Genomic DNA, 19,718 nt, shown 5'->3' with positions numbered 1-19,718 from the left:
ATTTTTGCCGGATGTATTCAATAGAGGAAAAGGTAAAAGAGCTGATTCAATTGATCGATTTGGAAGAAAAAGCGCAGCAAGAGCAGTACAAACTCGATCAAACCCATACTTTAAAAACATTGAAAGCAGAAGGACTTGCGCTGCATCCCATTCAGGTGCAACGTAAAACCTTTGGCTTTGCCGATTACCCCGAAGTTCAATTCAGTTTGGGCTTTCCTGCCGAACAACACTTTTTTCGAGACAATGCTCCCATTGAATGCTTTTTAATGGGCGAAGAGCCGGTTAAAGGAGTTCTATTAGAATTCAATGGAAAATCAGGTGTCGTGCGCTTGCATGCGCCCGATTTTCCGGATTGGATAGAAGACAATGGTGTGGGTATTAAGCTAAGTCCTGATACGCGCACCACCACCATCATGAAGAACAGTTTGCGCGGTGTACTCAAAAATAAGACCCTTTCAAACCTCTTTGAGAAAATCTACGGCGAACAGCCTTGGCATTTGCAGTATCAGCCGAATACAAGAGAAGTAAGCGTGAGTGAGCGTTTCAATAAAAGTCAACAAGAAGCGATCATTGCCATGAACAGTGATTTGCCCGTCACTATTGTACATGGTCCACCGGGCACCGGAAAAACCACTACACTAATTGAAGGAATCAAACAATTGGTGCAAAGAGGTGAAAAGGTGTTGGTAAGTGCGCCCTCTAATACTGCAGCAAATCATATTGCTCGCGGACTGTTAAAAGCAGGAATCAAGATTGCAAGGGTGGGAAATGCAGCCAAAGTAAGCGAAGACTTGTTTCCGCATACACCGGAAGGTTATATGAATGACCCAAAAATTCAGAAAGAAATTAAAGATCTTCAGATTCGTGCCGCTGCTTTTCGGAAGATGGCATTGACTTATAAACGTCAATTCGGAAAAGCAGAACGTGAGCAACGAAATCTCCTATTTAAAGAAGTGCGTCAGATTCGGGACGAAATAAAGAAGATCCAACATTACTATGAAGAGAAAATGATGGATCAAGCCGCCGCAGTAATTGGAACGCCCATAGGAATTGTAGATGCAGAATTGTTTCAACACAAATTCAATACGCTTGTAATTGACGAAGCGGGACAGTGTTTGGAACCGTTGGGTTGGACATTGTTTGGAATGGCAGAAAAGCATGTGTTAGCAGGCGATCCCTTTCAGCTGCCGCCCACTGTTATCAGCCAAGAAGCTACTCAAAAAGGATTTCAATCGTCCATTCTCGAGCGATTTATGAAGGTCGTAAACCCAGTATTTCTACTCAATATTCAATACAGAATGCGACCAACCATTGCAGGTTTCTCGAGTGATTATTTTTACGAAGGCAAGCTCCAATCGGCCCCGCATTTAGAAAAAGACAGCAATTCCTTGGTATTTATTGATACTGCCGGTTCAGGCTTTCAAGAAAATGCGGGTGAAAATGGCAGCAGTCTACAAAACGAGGGTGAATTACAATTGGTTAAAAAATTGATTGAAGAATTAGGGACAGAATTGCCAATTACATTTATCACCCCCTACTCCGGTCAAACCTTGGCAGCATCTCAGCAATTGCCTTCCAATATCAAAGTAAGTACCATCGACAGTTTTCAGGGGCAAGAACAGGAAACCATCATTATATCTTTAGTAAGAAGCAATGATGAAGGGATCATTGGCTTTTTGAGTGACTATCGACGCATGAATGTTGCTATGACCAGAGCCAAGCAAAAATTAATTGTTATTGGAGACAGTGCTACGATCGGTAATGATCCTTTCTACAAAAAATTTATGGAATATGTAGAAAAGGAAGGAGTATATAAAAGTGTTTGGGAATACGATCTTTTTTAATTGCGATTTTGAATACAAGTTTTGTAAGACCCTGGCGTAATACCTTCCATTTTTTTGAACAATCGAACGAAGTAATTGGTATCGGAGAATCCACATTGAACACTCACATCCGTAATGCTGTTCTTGTTATCGGTCATCAATTGCTTCGCTAACTTAATTCGTTTCCTATTTACGAACTCTAAGGGAGTAATTCCAAATTGTTCCTTGAACCACTTGAAGAAATCGTTTCTACTCATATAGGCTCTCCTACAAAGCGTATCGACTTCTATTTTTTCAGAAATATGCTCATGAATGTAATTCAACACATAGTGCATGCGCGTATGATTTGATGCAGCATTGGCTTCGGTATTGATTTGAAGAAGGTGTTGACTTTGCACCAGCCGTATTAATAATTCTTTCAAATTAAGATCGGCATAAATATTCTTCGTTAAATCGGGACTGCTACAAACGCGAATCAATTTATTAATAAGGTCTGTAACTTCAGTATCGTTGTCGAAATGGTATTGATTGAACTGCAATTCCCAATTTCTTTTTTGATCGGGATCGCTGTTGTAATAATCATTTAGGTAGTGTATAGTATCGTTGATGTATCGAGCATCAACAGCCAAAGCGATGCATTGGGTTGGGTTTTCCGTTTGGGCTTCGGGAAAATCAATCACCATGGTTTCATTTGCAGGAACAATAACCGTTTCACCGGGAAGATAGTCGAAAGCAGGTTTCTCGAAAAGGTGCATTACTTTCTTGCCACGCACCATACTGGTGATCACAAAATCGTTGAACGTTAGAGGAACTCGGTAGGTTTCTTGATAGCTTTCAAACACGTTTAATTCACAATTCTTTAGGTTGAAAACACGGCGATTTTCTACCAAAGTTTGCAAATACTTGGGGTGTGTTAAATCAATCTTATTGAGATAATTGCGAGGCGGCATGAGCAAATCGTTTAAACCAGTAAATTACGAATTGAGTAGAAGTGCTCCCAACACTTCGGTACAAATGTGCTATAAAAAAATACAAAATTCAATGATTAAAATCAGTTTTAGGAAGAAGTTAGCTGTATTAATTCATTTCTAAAACGATTCCATATGAGCACAGCTACAGCGGCAGCGCCCGCCTCTAACGTGGCCAAAAGGCCCCAATTCAAAGAAAAATACGAGCATTACATCAACGGTTCTTGGGTAGCCCCCAGCAGCGGTGAATATTTTGACAATCTATCTCCTATCGATGGAAAAGTGTTTACAAAAGCAGCAAGAGGAAATGCTCAAGATATTGAAAAAGCTATCGACGCGGCTGCGGAAGCCTTTAAAACTTGGAGCAAAACGGCTGCCGCAACTCGTAGCAATATTCTTTTAAAAATAGCGCAGGTAATTGAAGACAATCTTGAATACCTCGCCATCGTAGAAACCATCGATAATGGTAAGGCACTCAGAGAAACAAGAGCTGCTGATATTCCATTAGTGGTAGACCACTTTCGTTATTTCGCCGGTGTTATTCGTAGCGAAGAAGGCAGCATCAGCGAACACGATGAAACAACCGTGAGTATCAATTTACATGAGCCTATTGGTATCGTAGGTCAAATCATTCCTTGGAATTTCCCACTTCTAATGGCTGCATGGAAAATAGCTCCGGCATTGGCAGCAGGTTGTACCGTTATTGTAAAACCGGCCGAACAAACTCCCACCAGTATCATGGTATTGATGGAATTGATCGGTGATTTGCTTCCCAAAGGTGTTTTGAATGTTGTGAGTGGGTTTGGGCCGGAAGCAGGTAAGCCATTGGCTACTTCGCCCAGAATCCAAAAAGTGGCCTTCACCGGAGAAACTACTACCGGACGATTGATCATGCAATATGCATCTGAAAACTTGATTCCTGTAACAATGGAATTAGGAGGTAAGAGTCCAAATATCTTCTTTGAAAGCGTAGCAGCACAAGACGATGACTTCTTCGACAAAGCAGTTGAAGGTGCGGTAATGTTTGCTTTGAACCAAGGAGAAGTATGTACTTGTCCTTCAAGAATTCTGGTTCACGAAAACATCTACGACAAGTTCATGGAACGCGTTGTAAAAAGAGCCAATGCCATTAAGTTGGGAAATCCGCTCGATGGAACAGTTATGATGGGTGCTCAGGCTTCAGAAGATCAGTACAAAAAGATCCTCAGCTATATTGAAATTGGAAAACAAGAAGGCGCTCAAGTTTTATGTGGTGGCGAAGCGTTCCATCAGAACAGTGGTTTGGAACATGGCTATTATATCAAGCCAACCATCTTCAGAGGCACCAATAAAATGCGCATTTTCCAAGAAGAAATTTTTGGGCCGGTTACTTCCGTCACCACTTTCAAAACTACCGAAGAGGCCATTGCTATTGCCAATGACACTTTGTACGGCTTAGGCGCCGGTGTTTGGAGTAGAGATGCGCACGAATTGTATCAAGTACCCCGTGCTATTCAAGCAGGCCGTGTTTGGGTGAACTGCTATCATGCTTACCCTGCACATGCACCGTTTGGTGGCTATAAGAAATCAGGTTTTGGTAGAGAAACACACAAAATGATGTTGGCTCACTACCGTCAAACTAAAAACATGCTGATCTCCTATAGCAAAAGCAAACTTGGTTTCTTTTAATAAATCAAACAGACTCCCGAGCATATCGGGAGTCTCCTTTTTACTATGTTAGTACCAAGAGTTACCACAACCGAATCAGCTCGCCAGTTGATTGATCGGTTAAAACTTTTACACGGGCCCCTGATGTTTCATCAAAGTGGAGGCTGCTGCGATGGAAGTCAGCCCATGTGCTTTACCCTTGGAGAATTTAAGGTTGGAAGCAGTGATGTTTGTTTAGCAGAAATAGAAGACTGCCCCTTTTACATGAGTGCCGACCAGTTCGAATACTGGAAACATACCCAGTTGATCTTGAATGTAACACCGGGCCGAGGTAGTAGTTTTTCCTTAGAAATCCCCTTGGGCGTACGATTTTTCATCGAATCACGTTTATTTAGTGAAGAGGAATTAGAACAGCTAAGTCCCTTAATTCCGATAGAACACTAAACCTTAAACCGCTGTTTCGTTCTCTCTTTTTAGAGGCATTTTGTTGAAGCCCTTTTGCTCTGCGAGAGGGCTTTTTCATTGATAAGTTGTGGATATCGAAGGAAGATTTTTAAATATCTTGCCGCTTCAATCAACTTGTATGACAAAACGCTCAATACTGATACTGGGAGCCACTCTCCTACTTTCCTCATTCGGATTTAGCCAAGCTAAGAAAGACGGCAAATGGGATGTTTCCAATCCTGAGGGCCCTTATAAAACAGTCAAGTTTACTACTACCGAAGGAACCTGGATGAGTCTTGACCTTTCTCCAGATGGAAAAGAAATTGTTTTCGACCTATTGGGCGATATCTATACCCTTCCCATCACAGGAGGAAAGGCCAAATTGCTCAGAGGTGGACATGCGTTTGAAGTGCAACCGCGTTTCAGCCCCGATGGTTCGAAAATTCTTTTCACTTCAGATGCAGGAGGCGGCGACAATATTTGGTTAATGAAAAAAGATGGATCTGATGCCAAGCAAATCACCAAAGAGAATTTTCGGTTATTGAACAACGGTACTTGGTCGCCCGATGGTAATTACATCATTGCACGCAAACACTTCACTTCCGGCAGATCGCTGGGCGCGGGTGAAATGTGGATGTATCATATCAGTGGTGGTTCGGGAATTCAATTAACAGCGCGCAAAAATGATCAACAAGATGTAAATGAACCAACTGTGTCGCCTGATGGTAGATATGTATACTATAGTGAAGACATGTACCCCGGAGGATTCTTCCAATACAATAAAGACCCTAACAATCAAATTTTCGTCATCAAACGCTTTGATAGAGAAAAAGGCACCAATGAAATCATCACCGGAGGAAATGGTGGCGCGGCCCGACCTCAGCTATCTCACAGTGGCAAGTTTCTAAGCTTTGTAAGAAGAGTAAGAACAGAAACCGTGCTCTATTTGAAAAACTTGGAAACAGGCGAAGAATGGCCGGTGTATAACAAACTCAGCAAAGACCAACAAGAAGCTTGGTCGATCTTTGGCGTGTATCCGGGTTATGCTTGGACACCTGATGATGCTGCCATTGTATTGTGGAGTCAAGGCAAAATCATCAAGATCGATGTTAACAAAGTAAACACCGCTACTGAAATACCATTCACGGTGGATGCAAGTTTACGTGTAACCGATGTTGTGAGATATCAGCAGAATTTGAATCCAGCCAGTTTCCAACCAAAAATGATTCGTCAGGCCATTACATCTCCTGATGGTAGTTTGCTGATCTTCCAAAGTGTAGGCTATCTCTGGAAAAAGCAGTTACCGAATGATAAACCCGAGCGACTAACCGGTGGAACGGATTTTGAATTCGAACCTAGTTTTAGCGCCGATGGTAAAACATTGTTGTTTGTTACTTGGAATGATGAAACGGCAGGTGCTATTTGGAAATTGAGTTTAACTCCAAACAGCAAGCCTGTAAAAATTAATAAATCAAAAGGTATATTTCGACAGCCTGCTTTTTCAGCAGACGGCAAATGGATCACCTACAGAAAAGAAGACGGGTCTGATGAGTTGGGGCCAGCTTATACCATGGAGCCGGGTATTTATTATGCAACGGCAGATGGCGACAAGGAAAGCTTTGTAACCGAGGGAGGCGACAAACCACAATTCAATAAAGAAGGAGACAGAATCATTTACCAAACCTATGCAGGATTGGCATCTGTGAAATTATCGGGAGACGATACCAAAACCCTGGTAAAAAGTGGTTATGGCAATCAGTTTACCATTTCTCCCGATGGCAAATGGATCAGTTTTATTGACTTGCACAAGGCGTATATAGCAGCCTACCCGCAAACCGGCAAAACATTGGATCTGGGCGCCGGCACCGGAGATATACCGGTAAAAGTTGTCAGTAAAGACGCAGGCTTCAATTTGCATTGGAGTGGCGACAGCAAGCAATTGCACTATACACTCGGCAATCAATACTTCACCATTAACCTCGAAGAACGATTTGAGTTTATTGCAAACAAACCCGATTCTGCGTTTAAAATACCGGAAACGGGATTGGCCATTGGATTAGAAGTACCTACCGACAAACCAAGCGGTGTAATTGCATTAACCAATGCTCGGGTGATCACTATGAAGGACAGTGTGGTGTTGGAAAATGCAACGGTATTGGTAGAAGGAAACATGATCAAAGAAATTGGCGCTTCAGATAAAGTAAAAATTCCAACAGGTGCTACCATCATCAACTGCGAAGGCAAAACGATTTTGCCCGGTTTTATAGATGCGCATGCTCATGGAAATCATTTCAGTTCAGGCATCACCCCTCAAAAGCATTGGGCCTATTATGCGAACCTTGCCTATGGCGTAACTGCTATGCACGATCCTTCGGCTGTGAGCGAGTTTGTATTCGCGCAGAGTGAGTTGGTGAAAGCAGGCAAGCAAGTGGGGCCACGTGTGTTCTCAACCGGATATGTATTGTATGGAGCCGATGCTAACTTCAAAGCCGTGATCAATTCAATTGATGATGCTAGAAGTGCGCTGAGAAGACAGCAAGCATTGGGAGCATTCTCTGTGAAGAGCTACAATCAACCCAGAAGAGAACAGCGTCAACAAATTATCCAAGCGGCTCGTGAATTGCAAATGGAAGTAGTACCTGAAGGTGGTTCTACCTATTTCCATAATATCACGCACATACTCGATGGTCATACAACCGTAGAGCATAATTTACCGGTTGCACCTTTGTATAATGACGTAATACAATTATGGAAAGAAGCGAAAACAGCATATACTCCAACCTTGATTGTAAACTATGCATCGATCACCGGAGAATTCTACTGGTATCAGCACAGCAATGTGTGGGAAAAAGAGAGGCTCTTGACCTTTACACCACGTTCAATTATTGATGCTAGAAGCAGACATCGTACCATGATTCCGGAGGAAGAATACACCAACGGACATATCCTCACTTCTCAAACCCTGAAAAAACTGGCAGACGCCGGAGTAACCGTAAACATGGGGGCACACGGGCAACTTCAAGGACTGGGGGTGCATTGGGAAATTTGGATGATGCAGCAGGGCGGTATGACCAACTATCAAGCTTTGCAAACCGCCACTATTAACCCGGCAAAATCATTGGGCTTCGATCAATACATTGGTAGCATTGAAGTGGGAAAACTGGCTGATTTGATTGTATTGGATAAAAATCCTTTGGAAAACATTCAAAACACCGAATCAGTAAAGTACACCATCGTTAATGGTAGAATTTATGAATCAAGCACCTTGAATGAACTCGGTTCAAAACCCAAAAACAGAACAAAATTCTATTGGGAAGTGAATAAGAATGCATTTGCATTCCCATGGCACGAAAGAACGGACGCCGAGACCTGTGGATGCGGTCAACATTAATTTATCCAACAATACTTGTGCTAAGCCGGATCCAGTTCCGGCTTAGTTTTTTATGACACCATCATTTACATATCAAACAATACCATTTAGCAACGGAGAGAAAATTGATATCTGTCTGCCCAATGCAGCGCAAGTGAAGTACGAATACGAAGTGAAACTTGAAAGCGATGGCTCTGAACCCTTTCCATTTTGGGCAAAGCTTTGGGACTCGGCCATTGTGTTGTCGGACTACTTATTGAAAACGAATTGTTGTTACCAAAAAAGAGTCATTGAGTTTGGTTGTGGATTGGGTCTTCCCAGTATTATTGCTGCGCGTACTGCAAGCACTGTAATAGCTACAGACAAGGAGGCAGCTTGCGAATGCTATATCCAAAAAAGTGCTGAAATCAACCATCTTAAAAACCTCAGTTTTCAGGTATTGGATTGGACAAAACAGTCTTATCAAATTGACACAGACCTGGTACTATTGAGTGATATCAATTATGAACCGGCCATTTTTGAGAAAAGTATTGAACTCATTCGCTACTTCCACGATTCAGGTATTCAATTAGTTCTTACCACGCCTCATCGCTTGACTGCTAGGGAGTTCGTAACGAAACTCGAACCCTATGTAAAGGAGCATATCATCTTCCAAAAAGAAGAGCTTGGACTAACTGAGCCAATAAGCTTGATCAATATTGCATAAACTGTTGTAAATTCAATAGTTCAACAAACTTGCCATGCTAAAAATAATTTTGTCCTTGGGGCTCAGTCTCCTTTTAATTACTTCTTGTAAAAAAGGCGATAAAAGTGCACCGGTACAACTTTTATCAATCGAAATTTCAACTGGTGAAGTGTACACTTTTAAGTACAATAATTCCAATCAATTGACCACGATACTGTACACGCCTTCTTCTGTGGATCCGGCTACCTGTAGTTCTCTCGACCCCTATTGCAACAAGAGTTCTACCAGTTTTAGCTATACGAATAATGAATTAAGCGGATCAGGATTTACTATTTTAGGAACAGGAGTTACTCCCGGAGACTTGGTGACTTATACCATTGCAAAAACGACGGATTCTATAAAAGCAAATATTCTCTATACATACAACGGATATAACAAAGTAGTATCGTATCGAGGAGAAGGGGTGAGTTTAGAAAAAAGAGAGTTTTTCCAAGATCGGAGTCAAGACTTTGTTTTAAAATTTGGACAAGACAATGAAGGTGTCGCTTTCAAACAATTCACCAATGGCAATACAGTGGGGCAGGAATTGTACCGCTTAAAATTATCTGGTGTTAAGAACCCTTTCAAGCTCAGTAATTTAAATCATCCGGTTATTGCAGAAGCCTACACCTATTTTATTCAGAAATTAGGATTTAATTGGAATGTAAAGTTTGCATATGCCTTTGATACCATGCCTTCGGAAATCATGTATTACTTTAGTGGGCCTAAATACGTATTTACCTACCAAACAAGAGCAGATGGCTATCCTACGAAAGCTACAGCTGTGAATGATTTTGAATCGAAAACAGTTACCGTTACGTATACTTATAATAATTAACGCGTTGTGCTATTGAAATAAACGGTCTCCAACATTTCATGACATACTATTTAATGAGCGATAACGCTTCGATAAAAATGTACTCTTCTATCGAAGCGACTCCTCCCGCCGATATTTTGAGCGGACCCCACTAGGTCCCTGAGCGGACCGCAGGTCTAGCCGAAGGGCCGACGTGGGTGCCACGAAAAATATCGAATGTTTAATAAAAAATACGGCGTCATTCCGAACGACTGAGTTTGCAAAGCAAACGAAGAAGAGAGGAACCTCTAAACGCGTTGTTTAAAATGGACTTCTTTTAATGCGATTCTTTCTCAAAGCTCACCAATAAGTTTTTGAGTTGGGGCAATATACAAGTTACCGGTTTCATTCTGTGCTTTAACACAGTAGCATGAACTTGAGTATCATGTTTCAATAGTGTAGCAACTTAAGAACTTGAAAACTAAATAACTAAAAACATCAGTGCATTAAGTGACAAAAACGCTTTCAAAGAAGTCGCTTCTCTAACAACGCGTTTTGAGGTTCCTCTCTCGCTGCGGCTGCTTCGCACCCTCGCTCGTTCGGAATGACGGGCTTGGGGTTAAAGGACCCAGATTTCTCGCATCCTTCTTCAGACCTGCGGCCTTGCGAAGCATGCTCGAAATGGCTTCGAACATCGTTTTCGGCAGAGATGGACGAATGATACTTACAAAATGAGATCGTTTAAGACAAATAAAAAGTAGGCAACGGAGTAAATGTAAGAGTGAGGAATCCTTCCTTTAGATACCATCAGTTTTTCTTGATTATCCAATAGCACAACGCGTTAATAATTAGATACTGCCTTTCTTCAATTCAGTTACAGCATAATCAACCGCCCTTGCGGTGAGTGCCATATATGTGAGTGAAGGGTTTACACAGGAACCCGATGTCATACAACTTCCATCAGTAATGAACACATTTTTCACCTCATGCATTTGATTGAACGCATTGAGTACTGATTTCTTCGGGTCTTTACCCATTCTCGCAGTACCCATTTCATGATTGGCATTTCCGGGGAAAGACATATTGTTTGAAATGCGCACATTCTTATATCCTGCTTTTTCCAACATGGCGCCAGCCTGCTCGGCCATGTCTTTGTTCATTTTCTTCTCATTGTCCTTAAACTCACAATCGAACACCAATTGGGGTCTACCAAATGAATCTTTTTCTGTTTTAGAAAGTGTAATTCTATTGTCTTCATAAGGCAGGCATTCTCCAAAACCATACACGCCTATTCCCCAACTACCGGGTACGGACATGGCTTCTTTCAACTCAGTTCCAATGGTATCAGAAGGTATTCCTCTGCCTCGGTATGCAGATGCACCAAAATGATAGCCTCTTAAAAAATCAGTATCTTGTTGTTTTACATTTCTAAATCGCGGCACATAGAGTGCGGTTGGACGTCGGCCATTGTAATACCAAGCCTCAAATCCTTCCACTTCAGCGTTGGCGCTGATACCCTTGTGATGATCCATTAAGTTTCTACCAACTTGATCGCTTCCATTGCCCAATCCAGTCGGGAATCTGTTAGAAACAGAATTCAATAAAATGAATGTTGTGGCAGCAGTAGCAGCATTTAAAAAGATGACTTTGGCAGTGTATTCTATTGTTTGCTTGGTTTTTGTATCAAGCACTTCTACTCCACTCGCTCTTTCTTTTTGTTCATCGTAGAGCACTCTATTCACTAAAGAATTGGTCTTAATTGTAAGGTTACCGGTTGCCTGTGCTGCCGGTATCGTTCTCGCATTGGTACTAAAATAACCACCGAAGGGGCATCCACGGTGACAAAGATCGCGCGCCTGACATTGATGGTTCCCTTGTACAGGACTCGTAGCATTAGCGGTTCTGCCAATAATGATTTGCCGATCAGTGTAAGTACCGGCGATGCGTTGCTTAAAATCTAACTCCACTTTGTTCATCTCAAAAGGAGGTAAACAAATACTATCCGGAAGCTGCGGAATGTTATCTACTGTACCGCTGATGCCAACAAATTTTTCTACATAGCTATACCAAGGAGCAATGTCTTTGTATCGAATCGGCCAATCAATTCCATGACCGTCTTTGGAATTGGCTTCAAAATCGAGATCGCTCCAACGGTAACAGGCTCTCGACCATAGCAACGAACGCCCGCCAAACACACCACTTCTGATCCAATCAAAACGTTTTGATTCTTGATAGGTATTTTCCAAATCGTTTATGTAGAAATGCTTGCTATCTTCCTTTAAACTCCAATGCCGGCTTTGAATGGGGAACTGATTGCGGTCTTCAGGAGAAAGTCGCAATCGGTGTTTGTACTGCCAAGGATCCCAAGTTGCGTTGGGGTAATTGGGATGAACCACCGGCTCACCTCTATCTAATAGTAAAACCTTCAATCCTTTTTCACAGAGTTCTTTTGCTGCCCAACCACCGGAGATTCCTGAACCTACCACAATGGCATCGAAATGGTTTTGCACAGCGGCTTTCGTGTTAATGTTTGGAGCTTCACCGGGCATGATTACTTATTTAAATGGGCCATAAATGCTTTTGGATAATCTGCAAATGCGAGTTCGGGGCCATCCAATTCAGGATGCCACATTTTCTCCCACTCAAAACTGAAGGAGCCGTTGAATTGATCTTTCACTAAAAGATCAATGGTTTCAAAAATGGGCACTTGGCCTTTACCCAAATACACATATTTCGGTTGGCCATTAACCAAAAGAGCGTCTTTTATATGTGTGTGAAAAATATACTTCTTTAAACTTTGATACACTTGCATGGGGGGCTCTTTGGTGATGGTCCACATATTGCAACAATCCCACACCAAGCCAATGTTCGGATGTTTTGCCTGCTTCATCAACCACTCAAGGTCTTTCAAATACACCAGATCACCATGGGTTTCAATCAATACGAATACACCATGTTCCATTCCAAATTCACCCAATTCATTCAGTCCATCGGCAATTAACTGAAGGGTTTGCTCTTTGGTTTGTTCCTTTAGGAAGTTGTTGGGGAATACTCGAATATTCGGACATCCCAATTGTTCTGCCAACAGAATAAAACGTTTACCTTCATCAATATTTTTGTCTCTAATATCTCCTTTGGGGAAATGTAGGGTTGCGGAAGAACCAAGGTTGGTGAATCGCAGTTTCTTTGCTCTCATTTTCGCGCGCACTTCATTGATTTCTTTTTTGGAGAAGAACTCGGGTCTTTTAGTAAGATCCAGCTCTCGCTGAATGCCTCTGAGTTCGATCCCTTGATAGCCGTTAGCAGCGGCAAACTCGATGGATTGATCCAAAGTCCAATCGGGGCAACCCAAGGTTGAAAATCCCAATCGTGGTTTGTATTCCGATTGAAAGGGGATGCGAGCCATTAAGGGACTCGCCGCCAAAGTGGCGGAAGCGGCAAGAAAGTGTCGACGGTTCATGAGAGGAAATTACTAATAAAACTGAATCAATGATGTTATTAGCTTCGATATTACATATTCGGCAAGCATTTTACCGTCACCAACAACTGCCCCGTATGTCGCATGGTATGCTCCGCAGTATGAACAAACAATCCGATCATTGTAGATGGAATAAGTTTTCTGCCAACGAAGCGAATTTCCGTTAAGTTTTCGGGCGCTGTGTTTTTAAGTGAACTTAAACAAAGATCGAGTTGGCGCTTCAAAGCCCCCAGCAAATCTTCTTTGGTAGTGCCCGGCTTCTCCGCTCCTTCTTGTTTCAAATACTGTAATTGAACTTCGGTTAATTGCTCACCCGCTGCATAAGTGAACAAGCGGTCCATTACTCCGGCTATGTGCTCAAGATGAAATCCTACAGATGCCATTCCATTGGGCTTGATCCAAAGTTTTGACGCATCGAAATCCATCAACAGGTCTTCAATTTCATCAACCGCTTGTAAAAGTGCATGTGCTACCGGTTGCACCAATACCGGATATTCAGGAAGCGGGCCTCTTAACCAATATTCTGTTTTCGCCATGTTTAGGGGAGTTTCGTGAAATCAATCCATATCGGCTTTGCAGTACTCGTGAGTGTTATAACCTTCTTATAATGAATCGTAGGATTGAAGAATCCGCAATTCTTCAAATAAAACCAATTACCCTCCGCACCACCATCGTAGTCCATTCTGCACTGCTTCCGAGCCGTATTGTCGTAGGTGAACTGAGCCGCTGTTACCGGAATCCAACCTCTCGTATGCTCGTACACCCATGCATTTCTATAAAGCCCCTTTCTCGAAATATGTCCGGTTTCAGGAATAAAATTTTCCAAGAACGAATGAAACCTAGTTAGATAAGCGGGTTTGGTTGGACGATCGAAACTGGCCATCAAATTCCAATTGCCTTTAATGGGATCGTAAAACCAAGCCGTAAAATTCGTGTAGCCATTGGATTGAGGAATCCCTTTTACCAGAAAACGGTACTTCGTTCCGGCTTTCCATGAAAACACGCGGTAGCTTTGTCCACCCGATCCCTCGTTTCCAAACTCTCCCGTTTTAACGCCTTCTCCTTTTTTGATCAATCTAATTTTTAAAGAGTCGGGTATTGCTTTCGGGTCATCCGTTTGAAATGGACTCCAAACTGAAAACAAGACCCTTCTTTCTGTTTTACTGTTCACTTGAATTCCAAAATACCCATGCTGAAAACCAATAGCCATAAAGTACGATCCAATAACATCTTCCCCTTTAGGAATCATCATTTCATTGTAGAAGTATTCGATTTTTTCATCGGTCTCTTGCTGCCATTGATAATTCAAATGAACAGAGGGTCCTCTTCTCCCCCAGTAAAAAAAATGATCGGTATTGTCTTTTACGAATTTAGTGGCTTCATTCACCGCAGTTCCTGAAATCTCCATTGTCTCGAAAGGCCCAAATAGTTTATCCGTCTTGCTTCCCTGAATCGTAATTGCGATATATCCTGTATCGTTGATCTTCCATTCACCAAAGTCGAGGCTGTTGCCATTGTTTCGTGAATTGTGTGAGCTGTTATGAATGGTAGCAACATATTCACCGTTTGCGTCGGCTGTAATTGGAAGTGCTACTTTCAAGGTTCCTTTTTGCGCCAAGTACACATAAACTGTGAATTTCACAGAAGCGTCTTTCCAAGCCAACCATCCACGCTCTGTCACCGTTCCTTTCTCACTCCATGAATTGCCGCCCAATGGCACCCCTATTTGTTGTGCAAAACTCACCGTAAATAACATTATCAATATCAACAGTACCAGCCCTTTCTTCATTCTTAATTATTCATTATTAATTATTAGTTCGCCTCAAATTTCCAGCTTATTCGCTTTTGCCGTTTCCTTTGCCAATTCATATCCTGCATCAGCATGACGGATTACACCCATGCCCGGATCGTTTCTTAACACTTTACTCAAGCGAGCCGCCGCAGCATCGGTACCATCGGCTACAATCACCATTCCTGCATGAATACTATACCCCATGCCCACTCCGCCACCATGGTGTAAACTCACCCAACTGGCACCTCCTGCAGTGTTCACAAGTGCATTCAAGATCGGCCAATCGGCTACCGCATCGCTGCCATCTAACATGGCTTCGGTTTCTCGATTTGGACTCGCAACAGAACCGGTATCCAAATGATCTCTCCCTATTACAATGGGAGCTTTTACTTTTCCTGTGCGAACCAATTCATTAAAGGCCAATCCAGCTTTCTCCCGTTCGCCCTGTCCGAGCCAACAAATACGTGCCGGCAAACCCTGAAATGCGATGCGCTCTTTGGCCAAACGCAGCCATCGTTGCAATCCCTTATTATCAGGAAACATGTTTCCGATCAGTTCATCTGTAACCGCAATATCAGCAGGATCGCCACTCAAAGCCGCCCAGCGGAAAGGGCCCTTCCCTTCACAAAACAGTGGACGAATATAGGCCGGAACAAAACCGGGGAAATCAAAAGCATTTTCCAAACCACGCTCTTTTGCGCGGGCACGAATATTATTACCATAGTCGAAGGTAATAGCACCTGCTTTCATCAAGTCCAACATCAAACTCACATGCTTTTTCATGCTTTCATAACTGCGTTCTATATACGTATTTGGATCTTGTTCACGCAATGCTTTTGCTTGATCGTTGGTGAGTGTATGCGGAATGTATCCTATTAACGGATCGTGTGCGCTGGTTTGATCGGTTAAGGTATCTGGAATTACTCCTCTACTCAACAGTCGCTCGAGTAAATTCACCGCATTACAGAGCACTCCAATACTTTTTCCAATACCCGCTTTTTTGTATTCAAGGGCTTTGTCGATGGCTTCATCGATGTCGATGTATTTTTCATCGAGGTATCTTGTTTCCAAACGTTTGTCAATTCTCCACAACTCTACTTCAGCTATTAAAGCCACTCCTTCATTCATCGTAATGGCGAGTGGCTGCGCACCACCCATGCCTCCCAAGCCGGCTGTTACATTCAAGGTGCCTTTCAAAGTTCCACCAAAATGCTTGTCAGCAACCGCAGCATAAGTTTCATAAGTACCTTGTACAATTCCTTGAGAGCCGATATAGATCCAACTGCCGGCCGTCATTTGCCCGTACATCATCAATCCCTTTTGTTCCAGCTCAGTAAAATGTTGCCAATTCGCCCAATTGGGAACCAATTGAGAATTGCTCAACAACACGCGTGGAGCATCGGGATGGGTCTTCAACATGGCCACGGGTTTGCCACTTTGTATTAATAGACTTTCATCGGATTCCAATTTTTTTAAGCATTCAATAATTTTATCCAATGCAGGAAAATTGCGGGCAGCTTTTCCTCTTCCACCATACACGATTAAATCATCGGGGCGTTCCGCTACTTCAGGATCAAGATTATTCAACAACATTCTCAATGCAGCTTCCTGCACCCATCCTTTACAATTCAAGGTAGTACCGGTGGGCGTTTTGTATTTAATTGGATCGTAACTCATAGCAAGCGTTTGTATTTTTATAACTGAAAAGATTCAAATCCTTTATTTAATGTGGTAGCTGAACTCGCTTTGTCTACAAATGAAAAATCGCGAATCAATTCCACCATTTTATTGATATCATCTGCGAAAATTCGATCCTCACTCGCAAAGCCCACAAAGCTTCGCACGTACTCATGTGCAGCTTCCAAATGCGGAGAGCTCTTAAGCGGACGACGGAATTCAATAGCCTGACAAGCACTTAGCAATTCGATCGCTAATATATACTCCAAGTTATCGATCACTTGGTTTAATTTTCGACCACTAATAGAACCCATGCTCACATGATCTTCCTGACCTAAAGATGTTGGAATACTATCGGCACTGGCCGGAAAGCAAAGGGTCTTGTTTTCTGTAACCAAGGCCGCAGTGGTGTATTGAGGAATCATGAATCCGCTGTTCAATCCTACATCTTTCATCAACAACATGGGCAAGCCCCATTTTCCCTCCAATAACAAATAACACCTGCGGTCACTGATGTTTCCAATTTCAGCCGCAGCAATGCATGCATAATCGAGTGGCAAAGCCAGCGGTTGACCGTGAAAGTTTCCGCCGCTGATCGTATCGTCTGCACTTAAAATAATGGGATTATCGGTTACCGAATTCAGTTCTATTTCTGTGAGCTCTTTCAAATGCAACCAGGCGTTTCTGGAAGCACCGTGTACTTGAGGCATGCAGCGCAAACTGTAAGGATCTTGAACGCGACCACAATCGATATGACTTTCCATAATATCCGATCCGGCTAGCAACAACCTCAATCGCTGTGCAACAAGTTTATTCCCTGCATAGGGTCTCAATTCATGCAACCGTTCATCAAAGGGTGCTTTGGTGCCCGTAAGGGCTTCCAAACTCATCGCACCAATTATATCTGCGGCTTCTAAGCAATTGTGTAATCGTTGCACTGCCTTTACAGCAAAGGCTAAAATAAACTGCGTTCCGTTGATCAACGCCAACCCTTCTTTTGGTCCAAGTTGAATGGGCCCCACCCCTTCTTTTTTAAAAATTTCAGAAGTAGGCGTTCGAACGCCTTTATAATAACATTCACCAAATCCAATTAAGGGTAGGAAAAGATGCGCTAGTGGAGCGAGATCCCCACTGGCTCCTACACTTCCTTTCTCAGGAACAATTGGTATAATATCCTGTTCAATATGCCAGCAAATACGCTCCAGTGTTGACATTTGAACTCCGCTGAAGCCTCTTGCCAAAGCATGCACTTTGGTGATCAACATGATCTTCGCCACTTCAGCAGGAATGGGATTGCCTACTCCTACCGAATGGCTCTGTAATATTTTGTATTGAAGGGTTGCGGTATCTGCCGCATCAATAGGTGTATTGGCTAGGATTCCGAAACCGGTATTCACGCCATAAACCGTGCGTTCCGAATTCACGATTTCTGTGATCTCGGCTTCGCTTTTTCGAATCTTTTGAACAGCATCTTCCGACAAATAGGCTTTTTTTACCCCATTGGCAATTTGAATGGCAGCACTCACCGTTAGGGTATCTACCCCATATTGGAATTTCTCACTCATAACAAGGAATTGGTCAACAAAATAGGGAAATCCCCCTCCCTGAAAAAAACTTTTAATGCACCATTTTCTAGTCAATCGTTTCCGCAAAAACAAGGCTTTTATTTTGTGAATGGAGTTGAGAATCTGCAATTTGTTTGTAATTTCCACCATTACTAAAACAACTGCAATATGAAATCTAGGATCAGTGTGCAACTCGCCATTATGATGTTTTTACAATTCGTAATTTGGGGAGCTTGGTATGGTCAACTTTCAAAGTATCTATTAGCCATCAATTTTACCGGAACCCAAGTTGGTAATATCTATGCTACTTTCTCCATCGCAATGATTGTTTCTCCCTTCTTTGTTGGAATGATCGCGGATCGTTTTATGAATGCCGAAAGAGTACTGGGTATTCTCAATTTAGTGGGTGCGGCGCTTTTATACTCATTAACACAAACTACCGACTATAACACTTTCTACTTTTTAATGTTATTGTATTGCTTGTCGTTTGCGCCTACCATTGCATTAACCGCATCTATTTCCATGCGTCAAATGACCAATCCGGAAAAGCAGTTTCCCCCGATCCGGGTACTGGGAACAGTAGCATGGATTGCCGTTACCAATTTAATTGGAAGCATGGGCTGGGGCGATAAAGTAACGATCTTCTATATTTCTATGGCGGTAGCGATTGTACTAGGATTGTATGCATTTACATTGCCTAAAACACCACCTGTTACCACCGGAAAAGCAAGTTTTGGTCAGATTTTAGGAAAAGATGCATTTGGATTGTTTAAAAACACTTCCTTTACCATCTTCTTCTTTTCAAGCGTTGCCATCTGTATTCCACTCTCTTTCTATTATGCGTTTGGCAACCCATCTATCACCGATGCTTACAAGAACGCCTTCATCGCTGCAAACCCCGGTGCACTTTTACCGGATACATTCTACGTAGAAAATAAGATGTCGCTTGGTCAAGTGTCTGAAGTAGTATTCATGTTATTGCTGCCCTTTGCCTACGGCAAACTTGGAATCAAAAACATTCTGATTTTAGGACTGGTCGCTTGGATCGTTCGTTTCGTTTGCTTTGGCTATGGCGATGCCGATTCCAATTCATGGATGTTGTACGCAGGTATCATTTTACATGGTATTTGCTACGATTTCTTCTTCGTAAGCGGAATGATCTATACCGATCAAAAAGCCGGCGAAAAAATCAAATCTTCTGCTCAGGGCTTGATCTCTTTAGCAACCTATGGTATTGGAATGTGGATCGGCTCTGTATTGTCGGGTATCGTAAAAGACAAGTACACTACAGGCTCGGGAGCTACTGCAGTTACCAATTGGACAAGTGTATGGCTGGTTCCGGCGGGAATTGCCGCTGTGGTATTGGTGTTGTTCTTTTTGTTGTTTAGAAACGATGCAAAAACAAAAACTGCCTAATTCAAAAATTATAATAAA

General features: G+C 42.4%; 14 protein-coding genes. 7 read left to right on the top strand and 7 right to left on the bottom strand.

The features are described 5' to 3' along the window. Positions 1-11: 11 nt before the first annotated feature. Entirely contained in the window at positions 12-1,844 is a 1,833-nt protein-coding gene (locus ACQ2HE_RS12945) for an AAA domain-containing protein (RefSeq protein WP_430896234.1), read from the top strand. Here ACQ2HE_RS12945 and ACQ2HE_RS12940 read toward each other — a convergent pair. Then, the gene (locus ACQ2HE_RS12940) at positions 1,841-2,773 is read right to left on the bottom strand and encodes an AraC family transcriptional regulator (protein ID WP_430896236.1); all 933 of its coding nucleotides are present in this window, start codon (positions 2,771-2,773) and stop codon (positions 1,841-1,843) included. The two genes, ACQ2HE_RS12945 and ACQ2HE_RS12940, sit on opposite strands and share 4 nt — an antisense overlap. Positions 2,774-2,926: 153 nt before the next feature. Between ACQ2HE_RS12940 and ACQ2HE_RS12935 the strand changes: the two genes are divergently transcribed. The 5 genes from ACQ2HE_RS12935 to ACQ2HE_RS12915 all read left to right on the top strand — a co-directional run bounded on the left by ACQ2HE_RS12935 (position 2,927) and on the right by ACQ2HE_RS12915 (position 9,814). Further along, on the top strand, positions 2,927-4,459 hold the full coding sequence (locus ACQ2HE_RS12935; RefSeq protein WP_430896262.1) for an aldehyde dehydrogenase family protein: 1,533 nt from the start codon (positions 2,927-2,929) through the stop codon (positions 4,457-4,459). A gap of 45 nt (positions 4,460-4,504) precedes the next feature. Beyond that, on the top strand, positions 4,505-4,882 hold the full coding sequence (locus tag ACQ2HE_RS12930; RefSeq protein ID WP_430896265.1) for a DUF779 domain-containing protein: 378 nt from the start codon (positions 4,505-4,507) through the stop codon (positions 4,880-4,882). 139 nt (positions 4,883-5,021) lie between these two features. Continuing rightward, entirely contained in the window at positions 5,022-8,273 is a 3,252-nt protein-coding gene (locus ACQ2HE_RS12925; RefSeq protein WP_430896268.1) for an amidohydrolase family protein, read from the top strand. A gap of 52 nt (positions 8,274-8,325) precedes the next feature. Beyond that, on the top strand, positions 8,326-8,958 hold the full coding sequence (locus ACQ2HE_RS12920; RefSeq protein ID WP_430896271.1) for a class I SAM-dependent methyltransferase: 633 nt from the start codon (positions 8,326-8,328) through the stop codon (positions 8,956-8,958). A 34-nt stretch (positions 8,959-8,992) separates the two neighbouring features. Then, a complete protein-coding gene (locus ACQ2HE_RS12915) occupies positions 8,993-9,814 on the top strand; it encodes a hypothetical protein (protein WP_430896274.1) in 822 nt (273 codons plus the stop codon). An 806-nt stretch (positions 9,815-10,620) separates the two neighbouring features. Here the strand turns inward: ACQ2HE_RS12915 and ACQ2HE_RS12910 are convergent. From ACQ2HE_RS12910 to hutH, 6 genes are read right to left on the bottom strand one after another with little or no spacing between them, the layout of a single operon-like run. Further along, complete coding sequence (locus ACQ2HE_RS12910) at positions 10,621-12,321, bottom strand: GMC oxidoreductase (RefSeq protein ID WP_430896276.1); 1,701 nt, start codon at positions 12,319-12,321, stop codon at positions 10,621-10,623. Between the two features lie 2 nt (positions 12,322-12,323). Next, positions 12,324-13,232 carry a sugar phosphate isomerase/epimerase family protein gene (locus tag ACQ2HE_RS12905; protein ID WP_430896279.1) on the bottom strand — a complete coding sequence of 303 codons (909 nt, stop codon included), beginning with the start codon at positions 13,230-13,232 and terminating at the stop codon, positions 12,324-12,326. Between the two features lie 50 nt (positions 13,233-13,282). After that, positions 13,283-13,786, bottom strand: coding sequence for a DinB family protein (locus ACQ2HE_RS12900; protein WP_430896282.1), 504 nt, complete (start codon positions 13,784-13,786; stop codon positions 13,283-13,285). Positions 13,787-13,788: 2 nt separating this feature from the next. Continuing rightward, the gene (locus ACQ2HE_RS12895) at positions 13,789-15,039 is read right to left on the bottom strand and encodes a DUF3472 domain-containing protein (protein WP_430896285.1); all 1,251 of its coding nucleotides are present in this window, start codon (positions 15,037-15,039) and stop codon (positions 13,789-13,791) included. Between the two features lie 33 nt (positions 15,040-15,072). Then, positions 15,073-16,719 carry a urocanate hydratase gene (gene hutU, locus ACQ2HE_RS12890; RefSeq protein ID WP_430896288.1) on the bottom strand — a complete coding sequence of 549 codons (1,647 nt, stop codon included), beginning with the start codon at positions 16,717-16,719 and terminating at the stop codon, positions 15,073-15,075. A 17-nt stretch (positions 16,720-16,736) separates the two neighbouring features. Continuing rightward, entirely contained in the window at positions 16,737-18,284 is a 1,548-nt protein-coding gene (gene hutH / locus ACQ2HE_RS12885; protein ID WP_430896291.1) for a histidine ammonia-lyase, read from the bottom strand. 168 nt (positions 18,285-18,452) lie between these two features. On the opposite strand from hutH, the gene ACQ2HE_RS12880 reads away from it, so the two are divergent. Further along, the gene (locus ACQ2HE_RS12880; RefSeq protein WP_430896293.1) at positions 18,453-19,700 is read left to right on the top strand and encodes an MFS transporter; all 1,248 of its coding nucleotides are present in this window, start codon (positions 18,453-18,455) and stop codon (positions 19,698-19,700) included. The last annotated feature ends 18 nt before the right edge of the window (positions 19,701-19,718 follow it).

The sequence above is a fragment of the Endoryza foliicola genome, assembly GCF_050589245.1.
Taxonomy (GTDB): Bacteria; Bacteroidota; Bacteroidia; order Chitinophagales; family Chitinophagaceae; genus Endoryza; species Endoryza foliicola.
The sequence above is the reverse complement of the archived record's forward strand: the minus strand, read 5'-3'. Positions and strand labels throughout refer to the sequence as shown.